The sequence below is a fragment of the Pantoea sp. nfd-35 genome (assembly GCF_056892255.1).
Genome location: NZ_CP122403.1, coordinates 1,203,470 through 1,223,956 on the forward strand (window position 1 = coordinate 1,203,470; position 20,487 = coordinate 1,223,956).

Genomic DNA, 20,487 nt, shown 5'->3' on the forward strand with positions numbered 1-20,487 from the left:
CATTAAGAGATTTTAACGTGGCGAAGAATATTCAAGCGATTCGCGGGATGAACGATTTCCTGCCTGCGGATACGGCCATCTGGCAACGGGTTGAAGATGTACTGAAGTCAGTGCTGGCGAGTTATGGTTACAGCGAAATTCGCTTACCCATCGTAGAGCAGACTCCTCTTTTCAAACGCGCAATTGGTGAAGTCACCGATGTGGTTGAAAAAGAGATGTATACCTTTGACGATCGCAATGGCGAAAGCCTGACGCTTCGTCCGGAAGGCACGGCGGGCTGCGTGCGCGCAGGTATCGAACACGGTCTGCTTTATAACCAGGAACAGCGCCTGTGGTACATGGGGCCGATGTTCCGCTACGAGCGTCCTCAGAAAGGACGTTATCGCCAGTTTCATCAGATAGGCGTTGAAGTCTTTGGTCTGCAGGGGCCGGACATTGATGCCGAACTGATCATGCTGAACGCACGCTGGTGGAAAGCGTTAGGCATCGCCGACCATGTTCGTCTGGAACTGAACTCCATTGGTTCGCCTGAAGCCCGTGCCAACTATCGCGATGCGCTGGTGGCGTTTCTGGAACAGCATAAAGAGGCGCTGGATGAAGACTGTAAGCGCCGTATGTACAGTAACCCGATGCGCGTACTCGACAGTAAAAATCCTGATATTCAGACGCTGCTGAACGATGCGCCTCAGTTGGGCGATTATCTGGATGTGGAGTCACGCGAGCATTTTGACGGGCTGCGCGCGCTGTTAGACGACGCGGGTATTGCTTACACGGTGAATCAGCGGCTGGTGCGTGGGCTGGATTATTACAACCGCACGGTAATTGAATGGGTTACCGACAGCCTGGGCTCCCAGGGGACCGTTTGCGGTGGCGGTCGTTATGATGGGCTGGTAGAACAGTTGGGTGGCCGTGCCACACCGGGTGTCGGTTTCGCAATGGGAATGGAACGCCTGGTGTTGTTAGTGCAGGCGGTGAATCCGGAATTTGAACCCGCGCGCAATGTCGATGTCTATGTTATCGCTTCAGGTCAGGGCGTTCAGTCAGCGGCGATGCAGCTGGCAGAAAAACTGCGCGATCACCTGCCTGAAATGAAACTGATGACCAACTTTGGCGGCGGTAACTTCAAGAAGCAGTTCGCCCGTGCGGATAAATGGGGCGCCCGCGTTGCCCTGGTGCTGGGCGAAGATGAACAGAAGGCCGGTCAGGTCGTGATTAAAGACCTGCGCAATGGCGAACAGCAAACGCTGGCGCAGGCGGACGCGGCTGCTGCACTGCGCACGCTGTTGCAGTAAGCGTGTCAAAGCACAACCATTGAAAGGAGAAGGATTGCGTGGAAGTTTATAGCAATGAGAACGAACAGGTTGATGCGCTGCGTCGCTTTTTCGCCAACAACGGTAAAGCCTTAGCCGTAGGCGTGGTTATCGGGATTGCTGCACTGGGCGGCTGGCGCTACTGGTCCAGCCATCAGCAGGATTCCGCGAAAACTGTATCGGCAGAATACCAAAAAGTCACCCGTGCGATGCAGGCCGGTAAGCCAGAAACCCTGGAAGCCGTCAACACGTTCGCCAGCGAAAACAGCAATACTTACGGTGCCCTGGCGGCCCTGGATCTGGCTAAGCAGTATGTCGACAGCAATCAGCTGGACAAAGCCGCTACCTTGCTGCAAAACGGATTGAAAGATACTAAAGATGCCAACCTGCAGGCGGTTATCAACCTGCGCCTGGCACGCATTCAACTGCAACAGAATCAGGCTGATGCGGCACTTAAAACCCTTGACAGTGTGAAGGGTGATGGCTGGACAGCCATTGTTGCTGACATCCGCGGCGAAGCGCTGCTCAGCAAGGGCGATAAGCAGGGCGCGCGCGATGCATGGAGCAAAGGCGTAGAATCTGACGCGTCTCCTGCACTGAAGCAAATGATGCAGATGAAGATGAATAACTTAAGCTAAGCCAGTCAAGAGAGAGCGCATGGAATTACGTAAATACCTGCTGCCGGGGCTGATCTCAGTCACCTTGCTCAGCGGTTGCTCGCTGTTCAGCGGCGAAGAAGATGTAGTGAAAATGGCCCCATTGCCGAAGGTGGAAAACCAGTTTACGCCTCAAACGGTATGGAGCACCGGCGTGGGTGATGGTATCGGTGATTTTTACTCCAACCTGCACCCCACCTGGCAAGACGGCACCGTTTATGCTGCTGACCGCTTTGGTATCGTAAAAGCGCTCGACGCGGCCGATGGTAAAGAAAAATGGAAAGTCGATCTCTCTGAGAAAACCGGCTTCTTCTCGAAAAACCGTTCTGCCATGCTGTCCGGCGGCATCACCGTGAGCGGCGATCGCCTCTATATTGGCAGCGAACGCGGGCAGGTCTATGCACTGAACACCAGCGATGGTGCCATTGCCTGGCAGGCGAAAGCGGCGGGTGAAGCCCTGTCGCGTCCTGTGGTCAGCGATGGTCTGGTATTGATTCATACCAGTAATGGCATGTTGCAGGGCCTGGATCAGGCCACGGGAGCGGTGAAGTGGACCGTCAACCTGGATATGCCTGCGCTGTCACTGCGCGGAGAATCTGCGCCGTCTGTGGCCTTTGGTGGCGCCATTGTGGGCGGCGATAACGGCCGTGTCAGTGCCGTTATCCTGAACCAGGGCCAGCTGATTTGGCAGCAGCGTATTTCACAGCCCAGCGGCGCAACGGAAATTGATCGCCTGAGCGATGTGGATACCACGCCGGTCATTGTCAACGGCGTGGTCTATGCGCTGGCTTACAATGGTAACCTGACCGCACTGGATTTACGCTCAGGTCAGATTTTATGGAAACGTGAAATCGGCGGCGTTAAAGATCTGATTGTCGATGCGGGTCGCATCTACCTGGTCGATCAGGACGATCGTGTGATTGCGCTGAATGCGGATGGCGGTGTCGCTATCTGGCGTCAAAGCGAGCTGCTGCATCGTAATCTGACTTCACCGGTTCTCTATAACGGCTACCTTGTGGTCGGCGACAGCGAAGGTTACCTGCACTGGATGAACACCACCGATGGTCGTTTTGTTGCCCAGCAAAAGCTGGACAGCTCAGGCTTCCAGACTGAGCCAGTCGTCGCCAGCGACAAACTGCTGATTCAGTCGAAAGACGGTGAAGTTTACGCCATTACTCGCTAACGGGTAAGTTGTCAGGCAGGGTGGTTCCCTGGCACAACGGCTCCTGATTTCATCAGGGGCCGTTTCGTTTTTAGTCAGGCATGGTATCCTTAGCGCCTTAAGCCTGAACTGAGCGGCTAAAGCCGTTATAATCACGCCATTCGGGCGATTTAATACATTATTGAGGCATTGTTATGGTACCTGTGGTCGCGCTGGTTGGGCGTCCCAATGTGGGAAAATCTACGCTATTTAACCGTTTAACCCGCACACGAGATGCGCTGGTAGCGGATTTTCCTGGACTGACTCGCGATCGCAAATATGGTCGCGCCGAAGTGGAAGGGCGCGAATTTATTGTTATCGATACCGGCGGTATTGATGGCACCGAAGACGGTGTTGAAACGCGCATGGCGGAGCAGTCGCTGCTGGCGATCGAAGAAGCCGATGTTGTGCTGTTTATGGTCGACGCTCGCGCAGGCATGATGGCCGCCGATCAGCAAATTGCAAAGCATCTCCGCTCTCGTCAAAAAGCAACGTTTCTGGTGGCGAATAAAACCGACGGACTGGATCCGGATCAGGCGGTGGTGGATTTCTATTCTCTGGGCCTGGGTGAAATTCACGCTATCGCGGCCTCGCACGGTCGTGGCGTAACCAGCCTGCTGGAAACGGCGCTGCTGCCGTGGATGGAAAAGGTCGATCCGGTTGAGGTCACCGAAGAAGATGAAAACGAAGCTTACTGGGCAGCCTTAGCGGCAGAAGAAAACGGTGAGGAAGAGGAAGAAGAAGACGATTTCGATCCCACAACCTTACCGATTAAGCTGGCGATTGTTGGCCGTCCTAACGTAGGTAAGTCTACGTTGACTAACCGCATCCTCGGTGAAGATCGCGTGGTCGTTTACGACATGCCGGGCACCACCCGTGACAGTATCTACATTCCGATGGAACGTGACGGTCGCGAGTATGTGCTGATCGATACGGCGGGCGTACGTAAGCGCGGTAAAATTACGGATACGGTAGAGAAATTCTCAGTCATTAAAACGTTGCAGGCGATCGAAGATGCCAACGTCGTCATGCTGGTGATTGACGCCCGCGCCGGCATTTCCGATCAGGATCTGTCGCTGCTGGGCTTTATTCTCAACAGTGGACGCTCCCTGGTTATCGTCGTGAATAAATGGGACGGCCTGTCGCAGGAAGTGCGTGACGAAGTCAAAGAGACGCTGGATTTCCGCCTGGGCTTTATCGATTTCGCACGCGTGCACTTTATTTCTGCGTTGCACGGCAGCGGCGTAGGCAACCTGTTTGAGTCCGTTACGGAAGCCTACGACTGCTCTACAAAACGTGTCAATACCTCCCTCCTGACGCGCATCATGAATATGGCGGCGGAAGACCATCAGCCACCGCTGGTTCGCGGTCGTCGCGTTAAACTGAAATATGCCCATGCGGGCGGTTACAACCCACCGATTGTGGTGATCCACGGTAATCAGGTTAAAGACCTGCCGGATTCCTACAAACGTTATTTGATGAACTATTTCCGCCGTTCACTTAACGTGATGGGAACGCCCATCCGCATTCAGTTTAAAGAGGGTGAAAACCCTTACGAAGGCAAACGCAATCTGCTGACGCCGACGCAACAGCGCAAGCGTAAGCGTCTGATGGCGCATATGAAGAAGAATAAGCGTTAATTGATCGAGGGCCAGGTGGCCCTCTTTTTTTTGCCCTAAGATTGCGTTTATTTGCATAGTCGGGTGAAAATATGCGCGCAACGTGTGAAAAATGTTATCAACCCCTGGCCCCTGACGAGATCGATCTTATCTGCACCGGGTGCGGTGTTCGTTATCGCTACCAGCCTGTCTGCCCCGACTGCCATCAGCCCCTTGAGCAACTCAAAAGTTGCGGCGCGACCGACTATTTTTGTCATCATAGTCACGGCTTAATTTCCAGACGTCGTCTCACTTACAGGATTTTTCCTGTCTGACGCCTGGCCACTTCAACCTGCAACACATGAAGATCCCAACGCTGCGAACCGTAACGGCGTAAAAATTTGTAGCGAAAATGCTATTGCTTCGTAACAAACCCGTTTAAACCTTCACGGGATAACGTACCAGGTGGTACAATTTTGCTGCGTCATGACGGGGTTGCCCCAGTGCAGGCTGTCTCGGGAAAACATCATTCATTTCATGAACGCGGGTCCGCTTTAATTGGAATAAAACAACGCTGCTTCTTTTACCTGCAACGTGACCGGCGATGAGCCGGGTCGCGCACAGGGCTGGAGCGGTTTTGTTTATCAGGAGAGTAAGTGTTATGGCTGAAACATCATCTCGATCCGGTAAAGGGTTGAGAATATGGTCCGTGCTGCTCGGGCTGGTGCTACTGGCAACCGGCCTGTTCTTTGCGGTTGGCGGGGGACAACTCGCGACGCTTGGCGGCAGTTGGTATTTTCTGGTTGCAGGCATCGTTACGGTGCTGTCAGCCATTCAGTTTTTCCGTGCGAAATCCTCCGCGGTTGTCCTGTTCCTGCTGGTGTTTGTAGGAACGTTAATCTGGGCCGTCATTGACGCCGGACTGCAATTCTGGCCTCTGGTTTCCCGCCTGATGGTGCCTGCAGGTCTGATGATTCTGGCGTTCATCACCTGGCCTGCGCTGCGCAAGCGCGAAAACAAGCCTTCGCTGGCAAAAGTGTCGTATGCCTTTTCTGCCGTGATTGCCGTAGGCATGGTCGCTACCTTAGTTCAGATGTTTCAGCCCCATCCTACCGTTGCCTCAACCGGTCAGGAACTGCCGCTGATTCCGGTAGATAAGTCAAAGCAACAGCAAAACTGGGATCACTACGGGAATACCGCAGGGGGAAGCCGCTTTGTTGCGCTGGACCAGATTACTCGCGATAACGTGAAAGATCTGCAGGTCGCCTGGACTTATCACACCGGCGATATCCCTGAAAGCCCAACCGGCAATGGCGCTGAAGATCAGCAAACGCCGCTGCAGGTGGGAAATACCGTTTATCTTTGCACCCCGCACAACAACGTGATCGCGGTGGAAGCCGACAGCGGTAAGCAGATTTGGAAGCGTGAGATTAATGCTCAGGCAGAAGTCTGGCCGCGCTGCCGTGGTCTGGCCTATTTTGATGCGACGAAACCGCTTACCCAGCCGACCCAACCGGGTTCTACGCCGGTTCCTGGCGTTACGCTGGCGGCCGGAGACAGCTGCCAGCGCCGTATTCTGATGAATACCATCGATGCGCGCCTGATTGCCATTAATGCTGATAACGGCGAGTTCTGTGAGGACTTTGGTGACCACGGCATCGTGGATCTCAAAAAGGGCCTGGGCGATGCGCCCGATCCGCTTTATCAGCTCACCTCTGCACCCACGATTGCCGGTACCACCGTTGTCGTAGGCGGGCGCGTGGCTGACAACGTTAAAACAGATATGCCTGGCGGCGTGTTACGCGGTTTTGACGTGATCACCGGCCAGATGCGTTGGGCCTTTGACCCGGGCAATACCGATCCGAATGCTATTCTGATGCCGGGCAAGGACTATACGCGGAGTACGCCAAACTCATGGGCGCCGATGTCCTACGATCCGGCCATGAACACCGTGTTTATTCCGATGGGAAGCTCATCGGTTGACCTGTGGGGCGCAAACCGCAACGCACTCGATCATAAATACGGTGCCTCCGTACTGGCACTCGATGCAACAACCGGTAAAGAGAAGTGGGTTTATCAGACCGTGCATAACGATCTGTGGGACTTCGATCTGCCGATGCAGCCGAGCCTGATCGACTTCCCGATGAAAGACGGCAGCACCAAGCCTGCGGTCGTGATCGGCGGCAAAACCGGCATGATCTTTGTGCTGGACCGGATGACCGGCAAGCCACTGACCAAAGTGGAAGAGCTGCCAATGCCGCAGGGACATATCCCTAACGAGCAGTACACTAAAACCCAGCCGCATTCGACCGGTATGCCGATGATTGGTAATCAGACGCTGAAAGAGTCCGATATGTGGGGGGCCACGCCGTTCGATCAGCTTGCCTGCCGTATCGCCTTTAAATCTATGCGCTATGACGGCCTGTTTACCGTGCCGGGCACGGATAAGTCGCTGAGTTTCCCGGGTTCGCTGGGCGGAATGAACTGGGGCAGTATGTCCACCGATCCGAATAACAACCTGTTGTTTGTTAACGACATGCGTTTAGGATTGTGGGTACAGATGATTCCGGTTGATACCAGCAAGGTTTCCCGTGGCAGCAACGGCGGTGAGGCGATCAATACCGGCATGGGCGCCGTTCCACTGAAAGGTACGCCTTATGCGGTGAATAAGAACCGCTTTATGTCACCGCTGGGCATTCCTTGCCAGGCACCCCCGTTCGGTACCTTGTCTGCTATCGATATGAAAACGCAGAAAATCGTCTGGCAGGTTCCGGTGGGTACCGTGCAGGATACCGGTCCGTTCGGGATCAAAATGCGCGCGAAAATGCCAATCGGCATGCCAACGCTGGGCGGCACGCTGGCAACCCAGGGCGGCCTGGTGTTTATCGCCGGTACGCAGGATTACTATCTGCGTGCGTTTGATAGCGCAACGGGTAAAGAAGTGTGGAAAGCGCGTCTGCCCGTTGGCAGTCAGGGCGGCCCGATGAGCTACGTCTCGCCGAAAACCGGCAAGCAGTACATTCTGATCTCTGCAGGGGGCGCGCGTCAGTCACCGGATCGCGGTGACTACGTGATTGCTTATGCGCTGCCAGACAGCAAGTAACAGCGATAACGGGTAAAATAAAAGGGCCGCTCGCGGCCCTTTTTTTGTGCTTATTTTCCGTCCCGGAAGAGCGACACCAGCTCCGGCGGGGCCGACTGTTCCGGTATCAGGATCACCACCGTACCGGCCTCACGGCGCGTGGCGTACTGGATCTGGATACGAAAATAGCGCTGATCCCCGCATCCTACCTTAGTGGCTTTATCCTCTGACTCGCCCAGCGGCATCGCCTGCTCCAGCACTTTGCAGACACGCTGTTTCTCTGGCGCAGGAAGTTCACCTAAGGGAAAACGACGCTCGCTGCGTAAGCCGGGGATAAAAGCAAAGCCACCTTCGCGCGTCACCACAATGGTGGCGTCGTCGGTAAGTTCGGGGAGTTGACTCATAATACGCCTACCTCTTTCCACGCCTGTTCAATTTTACTGCCGACGGAACGATCAAAGCGCTTTTCACCGTGCTGCACGGTCAACTGTGCAAAGGTTTTGAAGTCAGCATCCTGATGCAAATTATCATCACACAAGGTGTCATACCACGCTTGCCCTGCCTGTTCCCAGGCAAAACCACCTAGTGCTTGTGCTGCCAGATAAAAGGCACGGTTAGGAATGCCAGAGTTCAGGTGCACGCCGCCGTTGTCTTCTCGCGTTTTAATATAGTCGTCCATATGGCCCGGTTGCGGATCTTTACCCAACATTGGGTCGTCATAAGCGGTACCAGGGTGCGACATCGATCGCAAGCCTTTGCCATTGATGCCTTTCGCCAGCAGGCCTTCACCAATAATCCAGTCGGCCTTATCGGCAGTCTGTTTTTTACTGAACTGCTTCACCAGGGAGCCAAAGACATCGGACATGGATTCATTTAGCGCGCCAGCCTGTTCAAAATAGATCAAACCGGCTTCGGTTTCTGTGACACCGTGCGATAACTCATGCGCAACAACATCAATAGCGATAGTAAAACGGTTAAAGATCTCACCATCGCCGTCGCCGAACACCATCTGCTGTCCGTTCCAGAAAGCGTTCTGATATTTTTCACCATAGTGAACGGTTCCTGCTAATTTCAAACCGTTATTGTCCAGAGAATTGCGTTTATATATCTGCCAGAAGAAATCGTGTGTGACGCCAAGATAGTTCCAGGCCTCGTCGGCGGCAACGTCACCATTTGAAGACTGGCCTTCTTTACGCACCAGGGTTCCCGGCAACGTTTCCTTGTTTTGGGCATCATAGATTTCACGCTCAATCTTCCCGGCCTGCTTGGTTTTCGGCGCAGCCGTCTTTTGCCAGTGCTCCGCCATCAGGTGCTGAACGTGGGTGAGGGTACGGCGCGCCTGCTCCTGCTGATGACCGGAACCGTGGGCGATAATCTTACGGAGAATATAGGGAGGGATAACGCTGAAAGCCATTGTAGACTCCTTGGCACGAGGGATGTACCAGGAAGTATAGTTAAGAAATGCTTTTCTTTCGTTTCGGTTTTTCGGGAATAAGCTGCGTGACCTGACTTTCTACCCAACCATCATCGAGACGGGTACGCAGTAAATCGCCTGTGCTCACCTGACGCGTTTTCTTCACCACCTGGCCAGCGTTGTCGGTCGTGACGCTAAATCCACGCGCCAGCGTGGCTAACGGACTGACGCCTTCCAGCTGGGCCGCAAGCTGACCGAAGCGGTTTTTGTCACGGTTAAGCAATTTTTCCATGCTTTGTTGCAGGCGATAGTGCCAGCTTTGTAGGCTTTTTTGCGCCAGATACAGGCGCTGCTGTGGCTGCTGCTGCGCCAGGCGCTGTGACAGGCGGTCCTGCTGGAGAGTGACATTGCGAAGCCGCTGTTCCATCGCCTCGCCCAACCGCTGCTGCAGGCGAAACAGTGCGGTTTGCTGGCGGGCCAGACGCAGTTGAGGATGCTGCTGCTGCAGGCGATGATCCAGGCGACTGAATACCCGCTGCTGGCGCGCCAGATAATAATCCATTGCCATCTCCAGCCGCTGCTGCTGTGACTGCAGCTGGCGCAGGAGTTCAAGTTGATTACGGCTGACAATCTCTGCCGCAGCGGAAGGCGTTGGCGCGCGCAGGTCAGCAACAAAATCGGCAATGGTGACGTCGGTTTCATGGCCAACCGCGCTGACCACGGGAATGCGACTGGCAAAAATCGCACGCGCAACGCGCTCGTCATTAAAACTCCACAGATCTTCCAGTGAACCGCCGCCGCGACCCACGATCAGCACGTCGCACTCGGCACGCTGGTTCGCAAGCTCAATGGCGCGCACGATAGCGGCAGGCGCATCTACGCCCTGAACGGCAGTGGGATAAATCACAACGGGCAGTGAGGGATCGCGACGATGCAGCACGCGCAGAACATCGTGCAGGGCTGCACCCGTCGCAGAGGTGACCACGCCAACCTGCTTAGCCGGCTGTGGTAAGGGCTTCTTGTGTTCGGCTTCGAACAAGCCTTCCTGCGCCAGCCTGGCTTTCAGTTGCTCAAACTGCTGCTGTAGCAGGCCTTCACCGGCGGGATGCATACTTTCAATAATCAGCTGATAATCGCCGCGCGGTTCATAGAGTGTGATATTTGCGCGAACCAGGACCTGCTGGCCGTGCTGGGGACGGAACGTCACACGACGATTACCGTTACGGAACATGGCGCAGCGGACCTGGGCGCCATCATCTTTCAGGGTAAAGTACCAGTGGCCAGAAGCAGGCTGGGTGAAATTGGAGATCTCGGCGCTGAGCCAAACCAGGCCCATCTCATTCTCCAGCAGCTGACGCACTGTCGTATTGAGACGGCTGACGGTAAAAATATTGGCGTTTGGCGGCAGCGACATGTGACGAAGATCAAATTCCAAATCAGTAGGTTAATCAGTCGATACTACATTGCTGATTGCGCGGATCAAGACTTTTTCTCAAATAATAGTGGAGGCAATCGATTACGGCCTGTATAATGCCGCGGCAATATTTTATCTATTCTCACGCACCCGAGGTGGAGTATTGCCATGTTAAGAATCGCTAAAGAAGCACTCACTTTTGACGACGTCCTGCTCGTTCCTGCACACTCCACCGTCCTGCCGAATACGGCCGATCTCAGCACTCAGCTGACCAAAAACATTCGTCTGAATATTCCCATGCTTTCTGCTGCAATGGATACCGTGACCGAAGCGGGTCTGGCTATTGCGCTGGCGCAAGAGGGCGGTCTGGGCTTCATTCACAAAAATATGTCGATTGATCGCCAGGCAGATGAAGTGCGTAAGGTTAAAAAGCATGAAAGCGGCGTCGTCACCGAACCGCAGACCGTGTTGCCCACCACTACGCTGGCGGAAGTGAAAGAACTGACCGAACGCAACGGTTTTGCCGGTTACCCGGTCGTGAATGCGGATAACGAGCTGGTGGGCATTATCACCGGTCGCGATGTGCGCTTCGTCACCGATCTTACCCAGCCTGTGACGGCCGTGATGACGCCAAAAGAGCGCCTGGTGACGGTGAAAGAGGGTGAAGCCCGTGATGTCGTCCTGCACAGAATGCATGAAAAGCGCGTAGAAAAAGCGCTGGTCGTGGATGACAGCTTCCACCTGCTGGGGATGATCACCGTTAAAGACTTCCAGAAAGCCGAACGTAAACCTAACGCCTGTAAAGATGCGCAGGGTCGTCTGCGCGTCGGTGCGGCTGTAGGCGCCGGTGCGGGCAACGAAGAGCGCGTAGATGCGCTGGTTGCTGCCGGTGTGGACGTACTGCTGATTGACTCGTCGCATGGCCATTCAGAAGGCGTACTGCAGCGTATCCGTGAAACCCGCGCTAAGTATCCTGACCTTGAAATCGTCGGCGGCAACGTTGCAACAGGTGCGGGCGCGCTGGCCCTGGTTGAAGCTGGCGTGAGCGCGGTTAAAGTCGGTATCGGCCCGGGCTCCATCTGTACTACGCGTATCGTTACCGGTGTGGGTGTCCCTCAGATCACCGCCGTTTCAGATGCCGTGGCCGCGCTGGAAGGCACCGGCATTCCGGTTATCGCGGACGGCGGTATTCGTTTCTCTGGTGATATCGCGAAGGCGATTGCTGCGGGCGCATCCTGCGTCATGGTGGGATCGATGCTGGCAGGGACCGAAGAATCGCCGGGTGAAATCGAACTTTATCAGGGCCGCTCTTTTAAATCCTACCGTGGAATGGGCTCGCTGGGCGCCATGTCTAAAGGTTCATCGGATCGTTACTTCCAGACCGATAACGCTGCTGACAAGCTGGTGCCAGAAGGTATTGAAGGCCGCGTGGCTTATAAAGGCCGCCTGAAAGAGATCGTGCATCAGCAAATGGGCGGCCTGCGTTCCTGCATGGGCCTGACCGGCTGCCAGACCATTGATGATCTGCGTACCAAAGCCGAATTCGTGCGCATCAGCGGCGCGGGCATCAATGAAAGCCACGTGCACGACGTGACCATCACCAAAGAGTCACCGAACTACCGTATGGGTTCATAACCCCGTAAGATTTCCCGCCCGGCAACAGCCGGGCGCTTTACTTTAAGTCACCGTTCTGGAAACCCCTCAATGACGACGGAAAATATCCATAAGCACCGCATTCTGATTCTCGATTTTGGTTCTCAATATACGCAGCTGGTTGCGCGCCGCGTACGTGAGCTTGGCGTGTACTGTGAACTCTGGGCCTGGGATGTCACCGAAGAGCAGATTCGCCAGTTCAATCCAAGCGGCATCATTCTGTCTGGCGGCCCGGAAAGCACAACCGAGCATGGCAGCCCGCGCGCGCCTGACTATGTGTTCGCGGCTGGCGTGCCGGTTCTGGGTGTTTGTTATGGCATGCAGACCATGGCGATGCAGTTGGGCGGCAAGGTGGAAGGATCCAACGAGCGTGAGTTTGGCTATGCGCAGGTTGAAGTCAACACGGCAAGCGCCCTGATTCGCGATATTGAAGACGCCATCAGCGCAGCCGGTAAACCGTTGCTGGATGTCTGGATGAGTCACGGTGACAAAGTGACCGCTATCCCTGCTGACTTTGTTACCGTTGCCAGTACAGAAACCTGTCCATTTGCCATCATGGCGAACGAAGAGAAACGCTTCTACGGCGTGCAGTTCCATCCGGAAGTGACGCATACGCGTCAGGGGCTGCGCATGCTGGAACGTTTTGTTATCGATATTTGTCAATGTGAAGCGCTCTGGACACCGGCAAAAATCATCGAAGATGCCGTCGAGCGTCTGCGCGTGCAGGTCGGCAACGACAAAGTGATTCTGGGCTTATCTGGCGGTGTGGATTCGTCAGTGACCGCCATGCTACTGCATCGCGCCATCGGTAAAAACCTGACCTGCGTATTCGTCGATAACGGGCTGCTGCGCCTGAATGAAGCTGAGCAGGTGCTGGACATGTTTGGCGACCATTTTGGTCTGAACATTGTTCACGTTGATGGCGAAGCGCGTTTCCTGGACGCCCTGGCCGGGGAAAACGATCCGGAAGCGAAGCGTAAAATCATCGGCCGCGTCTTTGTTGAAGTCTTTGACGAGCAGGCACTGCGCCTGGAAGACGTGAAGTGGCTGGCGCAGGGTACCATCTACCCTGATGTGATCGAATCGGCTGCCTCTGCTACCGGTAAAGCGCACGTGATCAAGTCGCACCACAACGTCGGCGGCCTGCCGAAAGAGATGAAGATGGGCCTGGTCGAGCCGCTGCGCGAGCTGTTTAAAGACGAAGTGCGCAAGATCGGTCTGGAGCTGGGCCTGCCTTACGATATGCTCTATCGTCATCCATTCCCGGGGCCAGGCCTTGGCGTGCGCGTACTGGGTGAAGTGAAGAAAGAGTACTGTGACCTGTTGCGTCGTGCGGATGCCATCTTTATTGAAGAGCTGCATAAAGCCGATCTCTACAACAAAGTCAGCCAGGCCTTTACCGTGTTCCTGCCTGTACGTTCTGTTGGCGTTATGGGCGATGGCCGCAAGTATGACTGGGTCGTTTCACTGCGCGCGGTAGAAACCATCGACTTCATGACCGCCCACTGGGCGCACCTGCCGTACGACTTCCTGGGCCGCGTGTCCAACCGCATCATCAACGAAGTTAACGGTATTTCCCGGGTGGTTTATGATATTTCCGGCAAGCCACCGGCGACGATTGAGTGGGAATGATTTAGCGTCCGGCTCAGACCGACAGTAAACAGTGTAAAACGAAGCCCGCGTTATGCGGGCTTTTTGCATTTTAGCTCCCGCATTGTCTGGCCGATAGTCGCTTCGCCGGAACGGCGAGGGATATCACTGACTTTCGCCTGCAAAATGAGTTCGCGTTGAACAGCGCACGGCGCTGAAGCGAACTTAGGATCTACGCCAGGCGGCAGGCAGGAGACGTACGACGCGAAGCTCAGTGACGACAATCCCCACCAGGATTAGCGCCGCTCCTGCAAGTCTTTCCGGCGGCAGACGATCGCCCGCGAGAAAATAACCAAAAATCCCACTAAACACAGGTTCGCAAATCAGTATCAGGGCGACCTTTTCCGGGGCCAGCACAGCCTGAGCACGATTCTGAATGGCGTACGCCAGGGCTGTTGCGAACAGGGCCAGTGACAGGATTGTTAATGCTGTCGGCAGCGAGTGAGGTAAAGAAAACTGGTCACGGGCGACGCTCCATAACAAAGAAAGCACGCCAACGATGCCCAGTTGTATCGATGTTGATGCCAGGGAAATGTCAGGCGTTGTGAAAGTCGACACGATGACGATGTGTACGGCGAAGCACACCGCACAACCCAGAATAAGTAAGTCACCATAGTGCACCCTGAACCCGTCAAGGCTGAGTAAGCCAAGCCCAAACACGGCAATGGCGGTTCCTGCTGCCTGTTTAGCACTGGGGCGTCCTCTGCCGATGAGATAGATACACAACGGCGTGAAAACGGTGCACAAGCCTGTGATGAACCCGGCATTGGAGGGCGTTGTGTAAGCTGTGCCGGATGTCTGTAGGGAAAATGCAGCGAAGAGCACGATGCCCGCCAATACCGCACTCACCCAGTCACGTGGCTTCAGGTGGCGAAAAGAACGGATCGAAAAGGGGAAAAGCGCGAAAGCCGCCAGGGTAAACATCCACGCGTTCAGGGTGGATGCGGCCATGAAGCCCAGCGTGTCGTGCTTCGCAACGAAGCTCCAGCCCCACACAGCCGTGACGGCTAAAAGCGCGATTGACCAAAGGATGCGATATGACATAGTTGTCCCTTAGGCAGGCATTTATACCGAATGCCTGGCCCAGAATTGTATGTCAGCGGTACCCAAAGCGGCTTACGATAATTCAGTAAAAAGATCCTGGCAATCCTTAACGCTGTTCCTGCGGCGGCTATCCGAAATCTCAACTGTTGATGACGCGAAGTAGCGAGATAGAAGGGGGCAGTACAAGGTGCCAGCAACCGGGAATTTGATAAGGTCAGGGTTCTGTGGCTGGTGGTGGTCGGGATGAGCAATGAGCAGACGTTGATAACATTACTGCCTCGCTACAAGCCTGCTTAACGGCGGGTTTTTCCTTTCACTGGTCGAAGGCCGTTTTTGGGTGAAGGCATAAATACTTGCGCGGAGTGGAGAAGGGTGATCACGCCCTGATGCCTGTCAGCCTTTAAGCCAGAAAAAAATCAGCCGGTGCTATCCGGCTGATTTTATTTACCGCATGTCTGCACGAACAAAAAAATACGAATCCGCTGTCGGGCGATGTTTACTTAAGGTGTTCCTTCAATTCCGCTGACGCCTGGCCAATCGCCGTGCGTACCGTCGGCTCTTTACTCAAGGCATTCAGCAAACCAAAGTCGTGGATCATGCCGTTATAGCGGGTCACCGTCACCGGTACACCGGCGGCATCCAGCTTACGTCCAAAGGCTTCACCTTCATCGCGCAGCACGTCGAGTTCGGCAGTCTGAATCAGCGTTGGCGGTAAACCGGCCAGTTGCGCCTCAGTGGCACGCAGCGGAGAAGCCAGAATGTTATTCCGATCTTTATCTGACGTGGTGTAGTTATCCCAGAACCACTTCATCATGTTTCGGGTCAGGAAATAGCCGTTGGCGAATTGCTGATAAGACGCATCATCAAAATGGGCATCGGTAACGGGCCACAGCATCACATCGTAACGAATCGCCGGGGTTTTATGTTGTTTGGCCTGCAGCGCGACGGCGGCCACCATGTTGCCTCCCACGCTGTTACCGACCAGCGCCAGGCGCTTACCGTCAACGCCAATTTCCGCACCGTGCTCGGCTACCCATTTAGTCGCTTCATAAGCCTGAGTAATCGCGACCGGATAATGGGCTTCTGGTGATGGCTCGTAATTCACAAATACCGCCGCAGCGCCGGATTCGTTCACAAGGTCTCGCACCAGACGTTCGTGCGTCGGGAAGTCACCCAGCACCCAGCCGCCACCGTGGAAGAACATGAATACCGGGAGCACGCCAGTTGCGTGTTCGGGTTTAACAATCGTCAGTTTGAGCGGCTTGCCCAATGCTGTGATGGTTTTTTCAGAAACCTGTGCGGGTGGCAGTGTGGCACCTTGCTGCGCGCCGGTGAGTACCGCGCGTGCTTCTTTAGGCGTTAAGGTCTCGATGGGCTTACCGCCGCCACTGTTGAGAGCTTTAAGAAAGGCGGCGACGCCAACGGTAGGTTCAGGCGCATTCTCCACAGGGCTGGCCCATGCTGATGTGATCTGGCTGGCTAACAATAAAGCACCTGCGGTGAGTTTCACGTTCATTTTGATTTCCTTGTGTTTGCGATTAAGTAGTGCGCTATTTAGTTTGGCTAAGATGGCAGGTATTTCTTAAGTTGTAAACTACTAAATAGTGCGCTATTTAAATTTCATGGCTGACGCGAGAATAATGCTGATGGCGAAAAAGCGCGGGAAGAGGCGTGGCGTCTGTATTGGATGGCATTTTTTACGATTTACCCGTGGGTTAATCAATTTCGTGCCAGTTGTTTTTTTGAGCGCTACACTCATCTCTGAACCGCAACGCTGTCAGCTTGTAAAACAGCCTGTGTGTGTCCATTTCACGGCATGATAGCGACGGGCAATCAGGCTTTTTGATGACTCAAACTCAAGGACTGAATTAACCATGTTTAAGCGTCTTCTCTCTTCTCTGCGCAATAAAAACCAACCCGCCGATACCGCACCAGACGAGCCCGCTCAAGAACGGGAGATGATTGTTGCTTACGATGCTCATGGACAGGAAATGCACATTGCACGCAATGAATGGCGTGAGAAGGTCTTTCTGCCGGATCTGGAAAAGAAGTGGGATGATGCGGACGCGTTGTACACCGCGATTCTGATGGGGTTGAAAGACGCCTTTGCTTCCGATCTGGTTGCGGCAGCGGAGCGCCTGGTGGATATTGACCGTAATCCTGAACGAAGTCATACCCTCCACGGCATTGTACTGATGGAAACCGGCCACCTGGATGCGGCAGAACAAACCCTGCGAGAGGGAATGGATAAATCAGGCGCGACAGGAACCTTACTCACCAATCTGGCGAAAGTCTTTGCCGAGCGCGGTGAGGACAAACGGGCAGATGACACGCTCTTGCAGGCTATTCAAACCGATCCGAACCTGGATAACGGCTTACTCTGGTGGGTGAGCATTCAGCGCGAGCACGGAGGCGAGGATGCTTACATTGAGGGATTGCGCAGCGTTGCCGCGATGCCGGGAAGCTGGCGAGCACAGCTCTGGATGGCCCGTTTTTATCTGGAGCATAACGAAACCGACAAGGCTCGTGGACTTTATGAAGAGGTGCTGTCGGGTGGACGGTACGATGCTGAGGCGCTGTATATGATCTCTGGCGACCTGGGGAAAAATGGCGAGATTCCGCTTCTGATTTCGCTGGTTGCGCCCCATTACGATGTTCAAAAGCACGATCCTATGGCCGGTATCAATTTATTGCAGGCTTATCTTGAGTTGGGGCAGACGGATCAGGGGCTCACGCTTCTTAACCAGCTGTATGCACTCAATTTTGCCCCGATCAAGCAGCATCTTGATTATTACAGACAAGCGTTTGAAGAGAAACGCCGCCAAACGGAACCCGTTCAGCAGGTGGCGCCTGATGATGTGAAAATCACAACGTTATCCGTTACGCAGCCCATTTGGCATTACGGCTTATGCAAAGCCGACTGGCTGTTTAACCAAAAATCTGAAGAGACAGCGAAGATCGGTTTCTTTGCGTTATCAAAAATACCGGATGGCACCGCAGCCCAGGGCATACAGCGCGAAGATGAGCTTGGCCGACTGTCGCGCGCGATTCCGCTCTATCTCGCTGAAGCCGTACATTACTGGAGTGATTATGCGGCGTGCACCTATTTTCTGATGGCGGAGGGCCACGGTCCTGTTCTCACTGGCCAACCGATGGTGGGTGAGGATATTTATGAGATCCTGCCGCCTGACATGAAGTATGTGGTGACGGGGGAAATTGGCTGCACTGGCGAGGGCGAACAGCGTCGTTGGCAGATTGCGTTGTCGCTGTGGAACTGTAACACGCGCAGTAAACAGTCGACTGAAACTGAAGAGGTAACGGATGCCGGGTTAGGCAACGTGATGCAGGCGTTGGAGCAAAAATTACTGATGCAGGCCGGCCTGAAGCGTGAACAACCACTGGATGCCTTTTATCAACGTCCTCCGGCTGACGCGTTGCCTGTCTATCTGACCGGGCTGGGGCAATCGTTAATGCTGACGTTGCTGGCTAACCAACAGGTTCCGTATTCGGAGGTCTGGAATGAGCGCGCCATGTTGGACTGGCCGCTGAATATTCTCCGTCACTGGCCATCTCTGACTGCCGCTAAAATCATTTATCTTTCCGGGTTGGGCAAAGCTTTCGATTATCACTCGGAGGCACTGCCGGGCTACCAAACATCCAGCCTGGAATTGCTGAGAATGGAGAGCAGTCAAAGCAGCGTGATTGCAGGACTCGCGCCGCTGATGTGGAAAATATTTGGCATCGAAGGTGAGATAAACTCACGCAGCCAACCTGTCGCGCCGGAGGCGCAGCAGCGCTATGAAGCGTGGTTGCAACGTGTAGCGGAAAAGGCGATAACAGGCTAGTTTTCAGACGGCGGGTTCAAGATAACCTATGCTGTTGTTGAAATAGCCAGGCATGAAATGCATCTGGGATCTGTTATCTGCTTCGAGCATGGGTGAAGTGCAGGCTTCGCGTGCCTTCGGGATTGGCTCTGACGCCTTCTGTACTGACCGCAAAGCAGAGGGCAGCCCAGACCGGTCGCGCGCTGAATGCGCGCGGCGAGTATCCCTGCTTGCTTCCTGAGCCTGAGTCGAGGCGGGTTTCAGGCTGGCTGATTCTGCGTATAGCCCGCCTCTTAGCATACTGGTGGTGACAGCCATCACGGCCCCTTGACGTTGCGTGATGGCGGGCGTTGCGTCTGCAGCCACTCACCAGCGTGAGCAAATATTGCGATGACATCGCAGCATAGTTAGTGAATACAAACCTTCTATTTCATTGCAAAATCATCCCTTATCTTTTACCTGCAGGAACCGCGATGCTGCCTCTGAAAATCTTCAGTCTCTGTTTTCTCACCGTGATTTTGCTGTCGCTTGCGGCCAGCCTGACACAAGCCACTCATGGCAACAACGCTACCGGCCAGGGTGGCTGGGCAACGGCCCGAAGGGATTCGGCTGGTGTCGCGCCCGATCCACAGGCCAACGCCAGTCAGGCCATCGTTCAGGTCTATGCCGCACCGACATACGGCTGGAAAGGCGCTATCGCGGTGCACCCGTGGATTATCTTTAAACGTGCAGGTGAAAGCCGCTATACACGTTACGAAGTCATTAGCTGGGGGAGCGGCGATAAGGTAAGACGTAATTCATCGTTGCCTGACGGCTACTGGTACGGGGCAAAACCGCGGCTGTTGGTCGAGCATCGTGGCCCGGATGCGCAAAAGCTGATCCCGCAGATTGAAGCCGCCATAAAATCCTACCCCTGGCCCACCACCTATCGCGCCTGGCCCGGGCCGAACAGTAATACCTTTATGGCGCACATTGGTCGCAATGTGCCGGATCTCAAGCTTGATCTGCCTGCCAACGCCCTGGGAAAAGACTACCGGCCATTATGGCGCCCCGTGGGCTTGCCGCCGTCAGGTCGTGGGGTTCAGGTATCAATACTTGGCGTCGCGGGCATTACGCTGGGGGCGGAAGAAGGGGTTGAAGTGAATCTTTTGGGACTGAGCGCGGGGATAGGCTTTGCGCCGTTTCGGCTAAGACTGCCTTTTATTGGCGGTTTAGGAAAAAATAATCTGCAGGAAAATAAAATCTGACAGCCGTTTGGTGGATGACGCGGCAGGCGAAACAGGTTACCCGAGTGTTGGGTTGCCGCGTAACCCCACTTCGGGTTGTCTTAACCGTTACGGTCTGCCTGAGTCACATCATCCGTTTTAACAGACGCCAAAATCGCCATCTTCATGGTAGAGATTTACGCTGTCCGCGTTAACTTCGATTTCTTTTTGAGTGGCATCGTCCACGCGAGCGCACCACAGCGTTTCTCCTTCGGCACGTAGCACCACCATTTTGGGGCCGCCCGTTTTCGATTGTACCAGGTCATCAGTTTTAAACATATTTCCTCCGTTGTGAGTATTGATTTTAGTCCATCACGCCAGACTGACACTTTTTTGCGTAACCTTTTCCATTTTAGCCGCAACCTGTTTTACCTGC

At 54.6% G+C, this 20,487-nt stretch carries 16 protein-coding genes; 10 read left to right on the forward strand and 6 right to left on the reverse strand.

Annotated features, from left to right (window positions below; all coding sequences use genetic code 11):
* Window positions 1-17 precede the first annotated feature (17 nt).
* The 6 genes from hisS (at window position 18) to P9J57_RS05755 (ending at window position 7,868) form a co-directional block, all read left to right on the forward strand.
* On the forward strand, window positions 18-1,292 hold the full coding sequence (gene hisS / locus P9J57_RS05730) for a histidine--tRNA ligase (RefSeq protein WP_013026733.1): 1,275 nt from the start codon (window positions 18-20) through the stop codon (window positions 1,290-1,292).
* A 38-nt stretch (window positions 1,293-1,330) separates the two neighbouring features.
* Window positions 1,331-1,948 (forward strand): YfgM family protein, encoded by a 618-nt coding sequence (locus tag P9J57_RS05735; RefSeq protein ID WP_014594313.1) that lies wholly within the window; start codon window positions 1,331-1,333, stop codon window positions 1,946-1,948.
* A 19-nt stretch (window positions 1,949-1,967) separates the two neighbouring features.
* On the forward strand, window positions 1,968-3,149 hold the full coding sequence (bamB, locus tag P9J57_RS05740; protein ID WP_013026731.1) for an outer membrane protein assembly factor BamB: 1,182 nt from the start codon (window positions 1,968-1,970) through the stop codon (window positions 3,147-3,149).
* 173 nt (window positions 3,150-3,322) lie between these two features.
* Window positions 3,323-4,807, forward strand: a complete 1,485-nt coding sequence (gene der, locus P9J57_RS05745) for a ribosome biogenesis GTPase Der (RefSeq protein WP_013026730.1) — start codon at window positions 3,323-3,325, stop codon at window positions 4,805-4,807.
* Between the two features lie 71 nt (window positions 4,808-4,878).
* Complete coding sequence (locus tag P9J57_RS05750) at window positions 4,879-5,100, forward strand: zinc ribbon domain-containing protein (RefSeq protein WP_014605275.1); 222 nt, start codon at window positions 4,879-4,881, stop codon at window positions 5,098-5,100.
* Between the two features lie 326 nt (window positions 5,101-5,426).
* Entirely contained in the window at window positions 5,427-7,868 is a 2,442-nt protein-coding gene (locus P9J57_RS05755) for a glucose/quinate/shikimate family membrane-bound PQQ-dependent dehydrogenase (RefSeq protein WP_014605276.1), read from the forward strand.
* Window positions 7,869-7,918: 50 nt separating this feature from the next.
* On the opposite strand, the gene P9J57_RS05760 is transcribed toward P9J57_RS05755, so the two are convergent.
* From P9J57_RS05760 to xseA, 3 genes are read right to left on the reverse strand one after another with little or no spacing between them, the layout of a single operon-like run.
* Window positions 7,919-8,251 carry a protealysin inhibitor emfourin gene (locus P9J57_RS05760; protein WP_015699744.1) on the reverse strand — a complete coding sequence of 111 codons (333 nt, stop codon included), beginning with the start codon at window positions 8,249-8,251 and terminating at the stop codon, window positions 7,919-7,921.
* Window positions 8,248-9,261, reverse strand: coding sequence for a M4 family metallopeptidase (locus P9J57_RS05765; RefSeq protein ID WP_019106077.1), 1,014 nt, complete (start codon window positions 9,259-9,261; stop codon window positions 8,248-8,250). The genes P9J57_RS05760 and P9J57_RS05765 overlap by 4 nt, the downstream gene beginning before the upstream one ends.
* A 40-nt stretch (window positions 9,262-9,301) precedes the next feature.
* Entirely contained in the window at window positions 9,302-10,675 is a 1,374-nt protein-coding gene (xseA, locus tag P9J57_RS05770; protein ID WP_026021029.1) for an exodeoxyribonuclease VII large subunit, read from the reverse strand.
* A gap of 168 nt (window positions 10,676-10,843) precedes the next feature.
* Here xseA and guaB point away from each other — a divergent pair, with 168 nt between their 5' ends.
* Together guaB and guaA are read left to right on the forward strand one after the other, a co-directional pair.
* Window positions 10,844-12,310, forward strand: a complete 1,467-nt coding sequence (guaB, locus tag P9J57_RS05775; RefSeq protein ID WP_013026725.1) for an IMP dehydrogenase — start codon at window positions 10,844-10,846, stop codon at window positions 12,308-12,310.
* Between the two features lie 69 nt (window positions 12,311-12,379).
* Window positions 12,380-13,960 (forward strand): glutamine-hydrolyzing GMP synthase, encoded by a 1,581-nt coding sequence (gene guaA / locus P9J57_RS05780; RefSeq protein WP_019106075.1) that lies wholly within the window; start codon window positions 12,380-12,382, stop codon window positions 13,958-13,960.
* A gap of 183 nt (window positions 13,961-14,143) precedes the next feature.
* On the opposite strand, the gene P9J57_RS05785 is transcribed toward guaA, so the two are convergent.
* Window positions 14,144-15,022 (reverse strand): DMT family transporter, encoded by an 879-nt coding sequence (locus tag P9J57_RS05785; RefSeq protein ID WP_019106074.1) that lies wholly within the window; start codon window positions 15,020-15,022, stop codon window positions 14,144-14,146.
* Window positions 15,023-15,518: 496 nt separating this feature from the next.
* Window positions 15,519-16,538, reverse strand: coding sequence for an alpha/beta hydrolase (locus P9J57_RS05790; protein ID WP_015699747.1), 1,020 nt, complete (start codon window positions 16,536-16,538; stop codon window positions 15,519-15,521).
* Window positions 16,539-16,896: 358 nt separating this feature from the next.
* On the opposite strand from P9J57_RS05790, the gene P9J57_RS05795 reads away from it, so the two are divergent.
* Window positions 16,897-18,867 (forward strand): tetratricopeptide repeat protein, encoded by a 1,971-nt coding sequence (locus tag P9J57_RS05795; protein WP_128391917.1) that lies wholly within the window; start codon window positions 16,897-16,899, stop codon window positions 18,865-18,867.
* A 452-nt stretch (window positions 18,868-19,319) separates the two neighbouring features.
* On the forward strand, window positions 19,320-20,093 hold the full coding sequence (locus tag P9J57_RS05800; RefSeq protein WP_019106071.1) for a DUF3750 domain-containing protein: 774 nt from the start codon (window positions 19,320-19,322) through the stop codon (window positions 20,091-20,093).
* Window positions 20,094-20,210: 117 nt separating this feature from the next.
* Here P9J57_RS05800 and P9J57_RS05805 read toward each other — a convergent pair whose 3' ends face one another.
* Window positions 20,211-20,390, reverse strand: coding sequence for a DUF2158 domain-containing protein (locus P9J57_RS05805; protein WP_013026715.1), 180 nt, complete (start codon window positions 20,388-20,390; stop codon window positions 20,211-20,213).
* Window positions 20,391-20,487: the final 97 nt, after the last annotated feature.